This is a genomic window from Mycolicibacterium canariasense, from assembly GCF_002101555.1.
In the GTDB taxonomy this organism is placed as follows: domain Bacteria; phylum Actinomycetota; class Actinomycetes; order Mycobacteriales; family Mycobacteriaceae; genus Mycobacterium; species Mycobacterium canariasense.
In genome coordinates this window covers 1-13,428 of sequence record NZ_LQOL01000081.1, presented here as the reverse complement: position 1 = coordinate 13,428, position 13,428 = coordinate 1, and the positions used below count along the sequence as shown (strand labels likewise).

At 67.2% G+C, this 13,428-nt stretch carries 13 protein-coding genes, 1 tRNA gene and 1 pseudogene; 11 read left to right on the top strand and 4 right to left on the bottom strand.

What is annotated here, in order from left to right; translation table 11 throughout:
• Nucleotides 1–29: 29 nt before the first annotated feature.
• Nucleotides 30–2,171 carry a SulP family inorganic anion transporter gene (locus AWB94_RS27710; protein WP_062658435.1) on the bottom strand — a complete coding sequence of 714 codons (2,142 nt, stop codon included), beginning with the start codon at nt 2,169–2,171 and terminating at the stop codon, nt 30–32.
• Nucleotides 2,172–2,515: 344 nt separating this feature from the next.
• Between AWB94_RS27710 and AWB94_RS27705 the strand changes: the two genes are divergently transcribed.
• Genes AWB94_RS27705 through AWB94_RS27690 form a run of 4 tightly spaced genes read left to right on the top strand, consistent with a single transcriptional unit; the run spans nt 2,516 to nt 5,552 of the window.
• Nucleotides 2,516–3,298 (top strand): response regulator transcription factor, encoded by a 783-nt coding sequence (locus AWB94_RS27705; RefSeq protein ID WP_062658434.1) that lies wholly within the window; start codon nt 2,516–2,518, stop codon nt 3,296–3,298.
• Nucleotides 3,295–4,764 carry a sensor histidine kinase gene (locus AWB94_RS27700; RefSeq protein WP_062658433.1) on the top strand — a complete coding sequence of 490 codons (1,470 nt, stop codon included), beginning with the start codon at nt 3,295–3,297 and terminating at the stop codon, nt 4,762–4,764. The genes AWB94_RS27705 and AWB94_RS27700 overlap by 4 nt, the downstream gene beginning before the upstream one ends.
• Nucleotides 4,761–4,988, top strand: a complete 228-nt coding sequence (locus AWB94_RS27695; RefSeq protein ID WP_131805368.1) for a hypothetical protein — start codon at nt 4,761–4,763, stop codon at nt 4,986–4,988. The genes AWB94_RS27700 and AWB94_RS27695 overlap by 4 nt, the downstream gene beginning before the upstream one ends.
• A gap of 18 nt (nt 4,989–5,006) precedes the next feature.
• Nucleotides 5,007–5,552 (top strand): hypothetical protein, encoded by a 546-nt coding sequence (locus AWB94_RS27690; protein WP_234811904.1) that lies wholly within the window; start codon nt 5,007–5,009, stop codon nt 5,550–5,552.
• Nucleotides 5,553–5,570: 18 nt separating this feature from the next.
• Here the strand turns inward: AWB94_RS27690 and AWB94_RS27685 are convergent, their stop codons facing one another.
• On the bottom strand, nt 5,571–6,596 hold the full coding sequence (locus AWB94_RS27685; RefSeq protein ID WP_062658431.1) for an NAD(P)H-dependent glycerol-3-phosphate dehydrogenase: 1,026 nt from the start codon (nt 6,594–6,596) through the stop codon (nt 5,571–5,573).
• A gap of 104 nt (nt 6,597–6,700) precedes the next feature.
• Here AWB94_RS27685 and AWB94_RS27680 point away from each other — a divergent pair, with 104 nt between their 5' ends.
• From AWB94_RS27680 to AWB94_RS27665, 4 genes are all read left to right on the top strand, one after another.
• Nucleotides 6,701–8,533 carry an alpha/beta hydrolase gene (locus AWB94_RS27680; RefSeq protein WP_062658430.1) on the top strand — a complete coding sequence of 611 codons (1,833 nt, stop codon included), beginning with the start codon at nt 6,701–6,703 and terminating at the stop codon, nt 8,531–8,533.
• A gap of 46 nt (nt 8,534–8,579) precedes the next feature.
• Nucleotides 8,580–9,047, top strand: a complete 468-nt coding sequence (locus AWB94_RS27675; RefSeq protein WP_109762452.1) for a lipoprotein LppJ family protein — start codon at nt 8,580–8,582, stop codon at nt 9,045–9,047.
• 175 nt (nt 9,048–9,222) lie between these two features.
• On the top strand, nt 9,223–9,669 hold the full coding sequence (locus tag AWB94_RS27670) for a hypothetical protein (RefSeq protein WP_062658428.1): 447 nt from the start codon (nt 9,223–9,225) through the stop codon (nt 9,667–9,669).
• Nucleotides 9,670–10,002: 333 nt separating this feature from the next.
• Nucleotides 10,003–10,503, top strand: coding sequence for a hypothetical protein (locus AWB94_RS27665; RefSeq protein WP_062658427.1), 501 nt, complete (start codon nt 10,003–10,005; stop codon nt 10,501–10,503).
• A 62-nt stretch (nt 10,504–10,565) separates the two neighbouring features.
• Here AWB94_RS27665 and AWB94_RS27660 read toward each other — a convergent pair whose 3' ends face one another.
• Complete coding sequence (locus AWB94_RS27660; protein WP_062658426.1) at nt 10,566–11,057, bottom strand: YajQ family cyclic di-GMP-binding protein; 492 nt, start codon at nt 11,055–11,057, stop codon at nt 10,566–10,568.
• Between the two features lie 108 nt (nt 11,058–11,165).
• Here AWB94_RS27660 and AWB94_RS27655 point away from each other — a divergent pair.
• A tRNA-Tyr gene (locus AWB94_RS27655) sits at nt 11,166–11,248 on the top strand.
• A gap of 121 nt (nt 11,249–11,369) precedes the next feature.
• On the opposite strand, the gene AWB94_RS27650 is transcribed toward AWB94_RS27655, so the two are convergent.
• Nucleotides 11,370–11,672 carry an ArsR/SmtB family transcription factor gene (locus tag AWB94_RS27650; RefSeq protein ID WP_062658425.1) on the bottom strand — a complete coding sequence of 101 codons (303 nt, stop codon included), beginning with the start codon at nt 11,670–11,672 and terminating at the stop codon, nt 11,370–11,372.
• Nucleotides 11,673–11,826: 154 nt separating this feature from the next.
• On the opposite strand from AWB94_RS27650, the gene AWB94_RS27645 reads away from it, so the two are divergent.
• Nucleotides 11,827–13,158 carry an NAD(P)-binding domain-containing protein gene (locus AWB94_RS27645; RefSeq protein ID WP_062658424.1) on the top strand — a complete coding sequence of 444 codons (1,332 nt, stop codon included), beginning with the start codon at nt 11,827–11,829 and terminating at the stop codon, nt 13,156–13,158.
• Nucleotides 13,155–13,352: pseudogene (locus AWB94_RS27640) on the top strand (MFS transporter); the annotation flags it as partial. The gene AWB94_RS27645 and the pseudogene AWB94_RS27640, both read left to right, overlap by 4 nt.
• Between the last annotated feature and the right edge of the window lie 76 nt (nt 13,353–13,428).

The following is a 13,428-nucleotide window of genomic DNA, read 5'->3' as shown; positions in this document are numbered from 1 at the left end:
CCGCGGGTAAGCGCGCCGAAGTCATCAGGTCAGGCCGCGCCGACCAGGGTCTCGACATAGGTCGGGGTGACCCGCAGCACGCCGGCGCTGGCGATGTCGTAGAACAACCCGATCACCTCGACGCCGGGTCGGCCCGCGACCAGGGGATGCTGCGCCAGGGTCTGCACCTGAACCGCGATGTTCACCATCGACAGTTGGTCCTCTCGGCCGAAGCCGGCGACCGCCGCCGACCGGGCGACCGGATGGCCGCCGTCGCCGAACGCTTCGAGCGTCGGATTGCCATGTGCCAGCCAGGATTTCAGGTGCGCGTCGTCCGGAGCGCCGTGCAGCAGTGCCTTCATCGCACCGCAGCTGGAGTGCCCGCACACCACGATCGAGGACACGCCGAGCTGGTCCACCGCGAAGGCGATGGCCGCCTCCACCGAGGCATCTTTCTGCCCGGCCGCGACGATGTTGCCGACGTTGCGGACGGTGAACAGGTCACCGGGGCCGCTGCTGGTGATGACGTTGGGCACCACCCGGGAGTCCGCGCAGGTGAGGAACAGCGTCTTCGGCTGCTGCTCGTCGGCCAGCTCCTTGAGGTGCGGGCGCAGCACCGGCGCGGTCCTGCGGTGATAGGTGGCCAAGCCGTCCAGCACCGACGGCGCCTGCTTCTGCTGCCAGGAGCTCCAGGGCACCACGCCGGAACGCTTGTCGAACGGAGTGAAGCCGCGCTCGGGCGGCCCGTCCACCGCACTGCCCATCTCGACGGCGCCCAGGTCGTGGATGTGCACGGTGCCCCCGGATGCCTCGTGCTGGCGGCGCCATTCCTCGATGGCCTCGTGCGCGGCGTGGTCGATGAAGTCGACGGTCAGGTCGACCGTGACGTGTGTGCCGCCGGGGACCGTGGCCAACACGCTGGTCAGTCGCGGCAGCGACAGGAACGTGCACGATCCCTCGATGTCGACCCGCCAGTGGTTGTCCGAGACCTCCTCGGCGGCGATCTTGGCGCGCACCACCCGCCAGACCGTCAGGGCGACGGCCAGGGCCAGCCCGATCAGCACACCCTCCAGCAGGTTCATGAACACGACACACAGCACGGTGACCACGTAGACAGCGAGATCACCTGTGCGCCTGGCTGTTTCGATGTGCGCTGCCTTGACCAGCTGAATGCCGATGACGATCAACAGTCCGGCCAGCGCCGCCGACGGGATCAGCTGGGCCAGTCCGGCGAACGGCACCGCGAACACCAGGATCCAGACGCCGTGCAGGATGGCCGACGCCCGGGTCTTCGCGCCGGCGGTGACGTTGGTGGAACTGCGCACGATGACGCCGGTGACGGGCAGCCCGCCGACGGCACCGGAGGCGATGTTGGCCGCGCCCTGGCCGATCAGTTCACGGTCGAAGTCGGTGCGCGGACCGGTGTGCATGCGGTCCACCGACACCGCCGACAGCAAGCTCTCCACGCTGGCGATCAGGGCCACCGTCAGCACACCCGTGACGAACGCACCCCAGTTGCCCTCGGGCAGGCTCGGCAGGGCGAAGGCGTCCAGCAGCGAGCCGTCGAGCTGGATCCGGGGCACGTCGAAGGAGGCGACCACGCTGAGCGCGGTCACGCCCACGATCGCGACCAGCGGCCCGGGCACCTTGCGGACGCGCGCCGGTACCCAACGCCAGCCCACCAGGATCGCGATCACCAGCGCACCGAGGAACAGCCCCGGGCCGTGCGCGGAGACGATCTGGCCGGGCAGTTCGGTCACGTTCGCCCATGCCGAGCTGTGTGAACTACCGCCGAGCAGCACGTGCACCTGCTGCAGCGCGATGGTGATGCCGATGCCTGCGAGCATCGCGTGCACGACGACGGGGGAGATGGCCAGCGCCGCGCGGGCGACGCGGCTGAGGCCGAACAGCACCTGCAGGATCCCGGCGCACACGGTGATCGCGCAGGTGACCTTCCAGCCGAACTCGGCCACCAGGCCGGCGACGATCACCGTGAGGCCGGCGGCGGGGCCGCTCACCTGCAAGGGTGAACCGCCCAGTGCGCCGGCGATGATCCCGCCGACGGCGGCGGCGATCAGGCCGGCCAGCACCGGTGCGCCGGAGGCGACCGCGATGCCCAGGGATAGCGGCAAGGCGACCAGGAACACCACCAGCGAGGCAGGTAGGTCATACCGCAGAATTGTTTGTCGCATGTGAAAACTCCATCGCGGGAATGTGGGCACAAACGACGTCTTTGTCGCCGTTGGAACGAAATAGCTTGCATTGCAGACTTTTACGATGTTCTGCGGGCAATTGCTAAGGGCGAGAGTATTTATCGTGTTGACGTGCGGTCAAGGAAGATCCGGACTTGCATATCGAACCCAAATCTTCTTCTGTGTGCTGCCTTTCATTGTGCTGTGAAAGGCTTTGTACCGCAGATTGTTTCGTTGCGTGTCACTTGGCCCTGGGCAAAGTGACGTGAGTCATATCGTTGTAACATCTAAGAACTCGCTATGAAGTCCGTGACAGTGCCCTGCACGGTCCGCAGAATGGGTGTATGGCCACGATGTCGCTACCTCCCCGTACCCATCAGCCGCGCCAGGCGATCCTGGGCCAGCTGCCCAAGATCCATCGCGCCGACGGGTCGCCCATCCGGGTGCTGCTGGTGGACGACGAGCCGGCGCTGACCAATCTGGTCAAGATGGCTCTGCACTACGAGGGCTGGGTTGTCGACGTGGCGCACAACGGCAAAGACGGGGTGGCCAAATTCGACGAGACCGAACCCGACGTGGTGGTGCTCGACATCATGCTGCCCGATATCGACGGCATGCAGATCTTGCAGCGGGTCCGGGAAGCTCAGGGTTACACGCCGACCCTGTTCCTCACCGCCAGGGATTCGGTGCTGGACCGGGTGTCCGGCCTGACCGCCGGTGCCGACGACTACATGACCAAGCCGTTCAGCCTGGAAGAGCTGGTGGCCCGGCTGCGTGGCCTGCTGCGCCGGTCCAGCCACACCATCCCGCCTGCCGACGAGGTGTTGACGGTCGGCGACCTCAAGCTCGACGGTGCCAGCCGCGATGTCACCAGGGACGGCGCGCCGATCGCCCTGACCGGCACGGAGTTCGAACTGCTGCGGTACCTGATGCGCAATCCGGGCCGGGCGATCAGCCGCGCCGAGATTCTGGACCGGGTGTGGAACTACGGCTTCGGTGGCAAGTCCAGCATCGTCGATCTCTACATCTCGTATCTGCGTAAGAAGGTCGACACCGATCGTGCGCCGATGATCCACACGGTGCGCGGCGTGGGCTACATGTTGCGGCCGTCCAGCGATCCGGCGTGATCTGGTGGCCCCGGTCGTTGCGCCGGCAATTGGTGCTCGGTGTGACGGCCGTCGTCACCGTCGTACTGTTGGCGGTCGGCGTGCTGTCGGTGTACAGCCTGCGCACGTATGTGGGCACCATGGGCGATACCGAGTTGTCGCGCTCGCTGGCGGCGTTCAGCCATTCGTTCCACAAGTTCCGGCTCAAGCAGGATGACGAAGGGCATGTGATCGACGCCGACGCCCTGTCGGCGTTCGTCGGGCAGGCCCCGGGCAACCTCATCGCGCTCGTGCGCGACGGCGAGGTGGTGCAGTCGGCGGTGTTCTCCGACGGTGAACCGCGGCCCGCGCCGAGAGCGGTGGTGACCGCGCTGGACAATATGGACTGGTCCAGAGCAGGGCCGCGGACGGTGAAGCTGCCCGAGCTGGGCGCCTACCGGATGGCCGCCGAGCCATCCAGTGACGGCGACTTCCTGGTGTGCGGGGTGTCGCTGGACAGCGCCAACCAGGTGATCGCCCGCAAGACGGTGACGCTGGCGGTGATCATCGTCGTCGCGTTGGTGGTGACGGCGTTGGGCACGGTCATGGTGGTCCGGTACGCGTTGCGGCCGCTGCGCCGGGTCGCGTCGACCGCGGCCAAGGTGGCCACCCTGCGTCTGGACGCCGACGATCACCGCATCACCGCACGGGTGCAGGCGCGCTACACCGATCCCGACAGCGAGGTCGGGGTGGTGGGCGAGGCGTTGAACCGGCTGCTGGCCAACGTGGACAGCGCGCTGTCCGAACTGGCGGCCTCCGACCGGCGGACCCGGCAGTTCCTGATGGACGCCAGCCACGAACTGCGGACCCCGCTGGCGGCCATCCAGGGCTATGCCGAGCTGACCCGGCAGGACAGTGCCGAGCTGCCACCGACCACCGAGTACGCCCTGGCGCGCATCGAGGCGGAGGCCCGCCGGATGACGGGTCTGGTGGGGGATCTGCTGCTGCTGACCCGGCTCGGTGAAGGACAGGACCTGGAAACCGACGACGTCGATCTGGGTGATCTGGTGGTCGACGCGGTGAACGACATCGCGGTGTCGGCGCCGTCGCACTACTGGGTGACGCAACTGCCCGACGCGCCGGTGTGGGTCCGTGGTGATCGGGCCAGGCTGCACCAGGTGCTGGGCAACCTGCTGGCCAATGCGCGGATGCACACCCCGCCTGGCGTGACGGTGACGATCGGGCTGGGCACCGATGGGGACCACGCCCGGCTGACGGTCACCGACGACGGTCCGGGAATTGACACGGAATTGTTGCCGAACCTGTTCGGGAGATTTGTCCGCGCCGATAAGTCCCGGTCCCGGGAGCTGGGTAGCACCGGACTCGGGCTGGCCATCGTGGCGTCCATCGTGGAAGCCCACAAGGGCTCGGTGAGCGTCGAATCATCCTCTGATAAAACGACTTTCACCGTCGTTTTGCCGCTGGTTCCGTCCCCGATATTGGTATGAATTCGGCCGGAATTGCATTGTTTGCATTTGATATGCACCAGTTGGAGGCCGAGGGCCACCGCGTGATCACCACCAAGGTCGGCGCCGGCTCCATCGACCGGTGCAGCGCCAGTGGGGTGCGGCCGGGCCGCGGTAGCACCGAGCTCACGGCGTTCCCGCGCGGCAACGCCCAGCAGGTGGTTCGCTGCACCACGGTTTACGTTGATCTGGCCTGCGCGAGATGACCGAGTTAGGGTGTGGCCATGCTGTGCAAGATGCTGACCGCGCTGGTGGGCGCCGTGGGCGCGGCAGCGGTCGGGGTGCCCGGCATCTCCGCGGCCGACCCGGCCCCGCCGCCACCGCCGCCCCCGAACATCAGCGGTTACGAGTTGGCCAAGCCCTCACAGTTCATGTTGAACGACGGATCGATGTACGCCTTCGTCGTGCCGGGCGGACTCACCTGCATCATGATGCGCACCACCGGTGACTACGGCTGCGGCGGGCAGATCCCTGCCCCGCCGGTCGAGGCCAACGCCGTGACGGGCGGACAGGTCGGGCCACCCGCCTTCGCGATGACCAACGCCTCGATCTACGGGTCGCTCGTCGGCAAGATCAACCCGCTGCTGCCGAACAACAAGATCAGCTACAAGAACATCACGTGCGGCACCGACGGCGTGATGACCACCTGCCAGAACTCGTTCGACCAGTCGGGCTTCGTGCTGAGCCCGTCCGGCAGCTTCATCGTCAACCAGACCAATCCGCTGGTCGACCGTCCCGAGGGCACCGCACGCAACCCGTTCTTCAACTGACCGTCGCGCTCGCGGTTATCAGAATCCCGAGCCGTGCACCTCGTGGCCGGGTTTTTCCACCATCAGTCCGCGGTAGGCGTCTTCGACCGTGGCGCCGTGGTTGATCACCCCGTCCACCTCCCGCGCGATGGGCATGGTGATCCCGTACTCCTCGGCGAATTCCATGATCACCGAGGCGGCCTTCACGCCCTCGGCCACCTGGTTCATCGCGGCAATGATCTCTTCGACGGACTTACCCCGGCCGAGCTGTTCGCCGACATGGCGATTGCGGCTGCGCTGCGACGTGCACGTGACGATCAGGTCGCCCATCCCGGCCAGTCCGGCGAACGTATCGCGATGCCCACCCATGGCCACCCCGAGCTTGGACATCTCGGCGACGGCGCGGGCCATCACCATGGCGCGGGTGTTCTCGCCGATGCCCAGTGAGTAGCCCATGCCCACCGCGATGGCGTACACGTTCTTCAGCGCACCGGCCATCTCGACGCCCACCACGTCATCGGTGGTGTAGGTGCGAAACCGCCTGGTACGGAACAAGTTCCCGAGATTGGCCGCCAGATGCTGGTCCGGCATGGCCAGCACCGCCGCCGCGGCATAACCTTCGGCGACCTCCCTGGCGATGTTCGGACCGGCCAGGATGCCGGCCGGGTGCCCGGGCAGCACCTCGTCGACGATCTGGCTCATCCGCATATTGGTGCCCTGCTCCAGGCCCTTGACCAGGGACACCACCGGCACCCAGGGCCGCAGCTCGCGAGCCAGCTCCACCAGCACGCCCCGGAACCCGTGCGACGGCACACCCATGACGATGACGTCGGCACAGTTGGCCGCCTCGGAGAAGTCGGTGGTGGCCCGCAGGCCGTCGGGCAGCGCCACCTCGTCGCCGAGGTAGCGGGAGTTGCGGTGGTTGACGTTGATGTCCTTGGCGGTGTCCTCCGAGCGAACCCACTGCAGGGTCGGGCCGCGGCGCGCGCAGATCGACGCGACGGTGGTGCCCCACGAGCCACCACCAAGGACGACGACATTCGGTTCGCGTTGCACGGCTGCCATGCGGCCAGGTTAGGTCGAGCGTCCCCGGTTGGGGGCCGATTCGATTGTTGCGCGGAAACCCCCGCGGGCTGTGCGACGATCAATTCAGTCGGTGGAGGGGTTCGGTGGCTTCAGTCTCACAGGTGGCGGCGTCACAGCCGGAGACGCTGCTGACCGCAGCCACCCAATTGGGCGGCGCGATCGCCCAGCTCGACTCCGCCATCGCCGGCCAGCGGCAGATCATCGCCGCGCTGCGTGGATCGTGGACGGGTGCGGCCGCGGATGCCGCGGTCGCCCGCGCGCAGCGTCAGATCACCGACATGGAGCAGGTGCGTGGTCGGCTGGTGGCCTGCCGGGCGGCATTGCAGCGGGGCGGCGCCCAATTGTCTTCGGCCCGGATCGGGTTGCTGTCCATCGTGTCCGGGCTGCGCGCGCTGGGGTGGCGGGTGGCCGACGACGGAACGTGCACGCCGCCCCCGTTCCTGCCTCCGGTGTTCGCCGGCCTGGGCCGGGCATGGACCGCAATTGTCAAGAAGCTGCTGGAACTGTACGACGAGATCGACCGCGAGACGGCGGATGCCGTGCGGGCGGCGGCCGGTGGGGCGGTCGGGCAGCAGCCACCCGGGGTGCCGGCCCCGCCTCAGATCCCCGCGGCCGGCACCACACCCGAGGACGTGAAGAAGTGGTGGGACGCGCTGACGGCCGAACAGCGGCAGACGTACGTCGCCGAGCATCCCGCCGAACTGGGCAACCTCAACGGTATCCCGGCCGAGATCCGCGACAAGGTGAACCGAGCGGTGATGAACGACGACCTGAACCGCGTGCGAGAGGTCGCCGGCCGCAACGGAATATCTGAGGACGACGTCATCAAGGACCCCGCCAAGTACGGGCTGACCGCCGAAGACGCGACCCGGTTCTACAACGCCCGGCGTACCAGCGAGGGCCTGGCGCACCAGCGTGGCGCCGATCCGGAGAACCCGCGGCCGGTGCTGCTGTGGGGCTATCGGCCGCTGGCCGACAACGGGCAGGGCCGGGCCGCGATCGCGATCGGCAATCCGGACAAGGCCCGCAACACGGCGGTGATCGTGCCGGGAACCGGCAGCAGCGTGCGGGACGGCTGGCTGGCCGACGGCCACGACGATGCCATCAAGCTCTACGACCAGTCCCAGCTTGCGGATCCGGACGACCCGACGGCCGTCATCATGTGGATGGGTTACGACGCACCGGACGGCTTCACCGATCCCCGGGTGGCCAATCCCGATCTGGCCCGCTACGGCGGCTCGCTGTTGGCCGCGGACGTCAACGGCCTGTCCGCCACCCACGAGGGCGCCTCCCACGTGACGGTCATCGGGCATTCCTACGGTTCCACCACGGTCGCCGACGCGTTCGCCGGCAGCGGGATGCGCGCCAACGACGCCGTGTTGATCGGCTCTCCCGGAACGGATTTGGCGAAGAGTGCGGCGGACTTCCACCTCGACGGTGGCAAGGTGTACGTCGGTTCGGCATCCACCGACCCGGTCAGCTGGATCGGCACGCCGGGTGCCATCCCGGCCAATGTGCTCAATCAGCAACTCGGCTACCCGGTCGGGTTGCAGGCCGGTCTGGGCGCCGACCCCGCCGGTGACGAGTTCGGGTCGGTGCGGTTCCGCGCCGAAGTGGCCGGCCACGGTGGCTGGAGCGTGCACGACCACTCGCATTACTACGACATGGGCAGCGAATCACTGCGCGCCATGACCGATATCGCCAGCGGCAACGCCGACCGGCTGGCGGGGGATGGGTTACTGGCCGACGCGCGCCGTCAGCCGCACATCACCACGCCCAGCCACGTCGAGCTGCCGTTCGGGATCGACATCCCGTTGCCGCACCTCGATTCCGACATCCCCGGTTCGCCGGCATTCATCGACCCCGAGGCAGAGCGCGCAGGAAGTTCGGTGACCACAGAGCATGAATACAGGTAAGGCCACGGCGACCATCGCCGCCATGTTGATGTTAGGAGGATGTGGGATGAATCCCGGACATCCCGATCCCGACTGGCCGGCCGACCCGCTGACCGCGGACCAGTCCACCCAGCAGGTGGTCGACGTCGGCAGACAGTTGCGCAAAGTCGCTGGGTTACAAGGGGTCTCGGGCGGTTTCTCGTTCGAGTCGTGTAACGACCAGGGCGAGCCGCCGTACCGCGGCAAGGTGGAGATGAGCTCCGTGCTGCCGGCCGGGATGGCGCCGGACGCGTACGCGCGCCGGGTCGCCGACGCCATGGTGGCCGCCGGCTGGACCGACGGGCCGCCGCCGGGCAAGAAGCCGTACGGCACCGTCATCAACAAGGACGGCGTCATGGTGGTGATGGGACGCGCCCACGTGGACGGCCGCGTCGCGTACACCATCTTCGGGGAGTGCCGCGACACCACCGACCACCGCGACGACGGGGCCACCATCGGCCGCCCGATCACCGAGGAACTTCTCGGCGACGGCTGACCCTTCGCACGGCATCGCGACCGTCCTGCGGTCGCCGCTTCGGCGTGCCAGGATCAGTCATCCGACCGGCGGACAAGTGATGTCGTCCGAGCGGCGCACAAATCTCGCACCGAGGCGTTAGGCTGAGCCTCATTCTCTTGCATATGCAACAACACGTCTATCTCGGGGAGAAGTAGTGAAGAGCACCCTCATCGTCGCCGGCCTGATCGGCGCCGCCTCCGCCGGCGGTTTCGCGTTCGCCGCGCCCGCTTCGGCGGCGTGCGCGCCGTCGTTCACGTCGATCCCGTGCACGATCGTCACCAACGTCGCGTCGGCACCGGTCGACGTGGCCAACGGCCTGGCCACCACCGCGCCGCAGTTGGTCGGTGTCGGCTGCCCGAAGGACGATGACGGCAACGACACCGCGTGCGGCCTGCCCGCCGTGCCCGGCCAGCTCTTCACGGGTATCGCGACGCTGCCGGTCCAGGCGGTCGTCGGCGCCAACCAGATCGCCACCGCGCCGCAGACCATCGCGGGCAACCTCGCGGCCGCTCCGGGACAGCTCGCCGGTGGCCTCGCGGCCGCGCCGGGCCAGTTCGTCCGCGCCATCACCCACGGCGGCACCGACCCCGAGTCGCAGTAGCCCTTTCGCGCCAACCGAAGAGCCCGGAGACATCAGATGTCTCTGGGCTCTTCGATTTGTACCGCGGGTCGTATTCCCCTCGATGTATTTGACTTCGCAAAAGGGCTTCAGCAAATTTAATTGACTATGCAAAAAAGCTGCCGGGTGTCGATACCGCAAACTTGCAGCTCCGTCAGGGTTCTGCACATAACGACATGTCAGTGAATGGATCGTGCGACCGGAACGAGCCTCGTAGCGATCAAAACAAGCTCACAGTAAAGCCATAGAGGCGCTACGCTGTGCGTATTCCATTTGCGCGTTGGCGATCACGTCAACTTCCTCATAGGAGCAGCAGTGAAGAGCATCTTCGTCATCGCCGCATTGATCGGCGCCGCGGTCCTCGGTGGGTTCACCGTCGCGGCGCCCGCCCAGGCCTCGTGTGCACCGGGATTCACGTCCATTCCGTGCACCATCGCGGACAACGTGGTGCAGGCGCCGCAGCAGATCGTCGACGGTCTGGCGGTGGCGCCCGGGAATCTGGCCGGGCGGGGCTGTGCGCAGCCTGACGCGCCGGCTCAGCAGGACAGCACCTGCGGCTTGGTGGGTGCCCCGCAGCAGCTGTTGGCGGGCACGGGCTGCCCGCCTGACGACAATGGCGGCAGGGTGGAACAGTGCGGCCTGCCTGCCGTGCCCGGCCAGCTCTTCACGGGTATCGCGACGCTGCCAGCGCAGGCCGCGCTCGGCGCGCAGCAGATTGCGACTGCGCCGCAGACGATCGCCGGCAGCCTCGCGGCCGCGCCGGGTCAGTTCGTCCGCGCCATCTTGAACGGTGGAACCGACCCAGAGTCCCAGTAGTAGCGCGTCTGGATCGACAGAGCCCGGAGACGGTCACCGTCGCCGGGCTCTGTGTTTTCGGCTCAGCGGTAGTTGACGAACTGCAGCGCCACATCCAGGTCGGCGCCCTTGAGTAGGGCGATCACCGCCTGCAGGTCGTCGCGCTTCTTGGAGCTGACGCGGATCTCGTCGCCCTGGATCTGCGCCTTGACGCCCTTGGGGCCGTCGTCGCGGATGATCTTGGTGATCTTCTTGGCCTGCTCGCTGGAGATGCCCTGCTTGAGCGTGCCGGTCACCTTGTAGGTCTTGCCCGACGGCTGCGGCTCACCGGCCTCGAACGCCTTCATCGAGATGTCGCGGCGGACCAGTTTCTCGATGAACACGTCGATCGCGGCCTTCACCCGTTCCTCGGTGGAGCTGACGATCTCGACGGCCTCCTCACCTTTCCAGGCGATGGTGGTGTCGGTACCGCGGAAGTCGAACCGGGTCGCCAACTCCTTGGCTGCCTGGTTGAGCGCGTTGTCGACCTCCTGGCGATCGAACTTGCTGACGATGTCAAAGCTGGAATCCGCCATTGGATCCTCCCTCTCCGTGTTGTCTCGGCGTGGGCCGTTTTCGTCTTCGGTACATCCTCGTTGTAGTCTTCTCCTCGCACCAAACCGGAGTCCGGCGGTGCGACACCCGGCAGGTTGCCCGAGCGGCCAATGGGAGCGGACTGTAAATCCGTCGGCTAACGCCTACACAGGTTCGAATCCTGTACCTGCCACGCCTGGTCAGACCCCTCTTTGTGAGGGGTCTGACCTCTTTGTGCAGATGACCTGCCGCCGAAAACCCTTTGGAGTCTTTTCGGTATCTCTGACCGTGCACCGTGGCGACAGAAAGCCGCGTCAGCGGGAGTCCGAGGTCCAATTGGTGGCGATGGCGACGCCGAGTCGAGTCAGCGCGTCGGTCTCGACCCGGTAGTACGCCCACTTGCCGCGCTGCTCACGGTTCACCAAACCCCCGTCCGCGAGTTGTTTCATGTGGTGCGACACGGTGGGCTGGCTCAGTCCCAGCGGTGCGGTCAGGTCGCAGATGCAGGCTTCCCCGTTCTTGGATGCCGCGATCAGCGACAGGAGCTTGACCCGCGCCGGATCTGCCAGTGCTTTGCAGGCGGCGGCCAGTCGTTCAGCGGTCTCGGTGCTGATCACACCGCCGGTTCGAGGTGAACAGCACGCAGAAAGATCCCCGATCGCCAGAGGCTGGGCGGTGCGCGACATGAATCGATCATCGCATACGCATTGACAAACATCGATGGGTAGAAGAAGGTTGATCCATCGAGGGTCATCGATATGAGGAGTGGTGATGAGTGCTTTGCCCGTCGTGGTCATCGGTGCCGGTCCGCAGGGTCTGGCCGCCGCTGCGCACCTGCTGGAGCGGGGCTTGCAGCCGCTGGTCGTGGAAGCCGGCGGCGGTGCCGGTGCGGCGATCGAGCAGTGGGCGCACGTCCGCACGTTCTCGCCGTGGACCGAGCTGATCGACTCCGCCGCCGCACGGCTGCTGGAGTCCACGGGATGGGTGGCGCCGGACACGGGTTACCCGACCGGTCGCGAGTGGATCGACGCCTACCTTGTACCGCTGGCCCGTGCGCTGGGGCAACGGCTTCGCGTGCGGACGCGGGTGGTGGCGGTGTCACGGCGCGGGCGCGATCGTTTGGTCAGTGACGGCCGCGCGGAGCAACCGTTCGTGGTGCATGTCGTGGATGAAGACGGTGTCGAGTCGCGCCTGGATGCGCGGGCGGTCATCGATGCCTCTGGTACCTGGGGCCAGCCCAATCCTGCTGGTGCAGACGGTGTTGCGGCCCTCGGTGAGCGGGGTGCCGCCGAAGCCGGGTTGGTTTCCTATACTCCGCCCTCGCCGGTCGAGGTGGCTGCGCTGCGGGGTAAGCATGCGGTGGTAATCGGCAGTGGGCACTCCGCGATGACCGCGGTGATCGAGCTGGCCGAACTGGTCCGCGAGGAGCCGGCGACCACGGTGTCGTGGGTGTTGCGCCGGGGCGTCACCGCTGACACGTTCGGCGGGGGTGCTGCCGACGAGCTTCCCCGGCGTGGCGCGTTGGGCGTGCGGTCCCGTCAGGCTGTCGATGAAGGTCTGGTCCGGTTGGTGACCGGCTTCCGCACCGAGCGTGTCGAGGTCGCCGGAGGGCGGGCCGTGGTGACCGCCGAGAATGGCCGGGCGCTCCCGGCCGCCGATCATGTGGTGGTGCTGACTGGGTTCCGACCGGATCTGTCGTTCCTGTCCGAGATGCGTATCGATCTCGATCCGATCCTGCAGGCCCCCGCCAAGCTCGCCCCCGAGATCGATCCGAATCTGCATTCGTGTGGCAGCGTAGCCCCGCACGGGGCAGTTGAGCTCGCCCACCCGGAACCGGATCTGTACATCGTCGGGATGAAGTCCTACGGCCGCGCGCCGACGTTTTTGGCGATGACCGGTTATGAGCAGGTCCGTAGTGTCGCCGCTGAGTTGGCCGGTGATCACGAGGCGGCCCGGCGGGTGGAGCTGGTGCTGCCTGACACCGGGGTGTGTGGGGGCGCGGGCCTGTTCGACGATCCCGGTGCCGCCAACGGAGGCGGCTGCTGTGGTGGCCCGGTCAGTCCGCAGCCACTGACGTTGTCGCTCAACCCGATTGGCGGATGATCTCGCCACAACCAGAACCCGCGCAGGCCGGCCGCGGTGCCGGTCTGCGCACGGTGCTGCTAACACTCTGCGTCACCGAAATCACCAGCTGGGGAGTGCTGTACTACGCCTTCACGGTGCTGTCGGGCCGCATCGGCACCGGCACCGGGTGGTCGGCGCCGGCGGTGACCGGGGCCTTCTCCGCCGGATTGGTGGCTCTTCACAGATGAGGGTGTAGAGGTGGTTGGCGCGTCGTTGCCGGGATAGAGGTCGAGGTCTCTCGAAAATGAG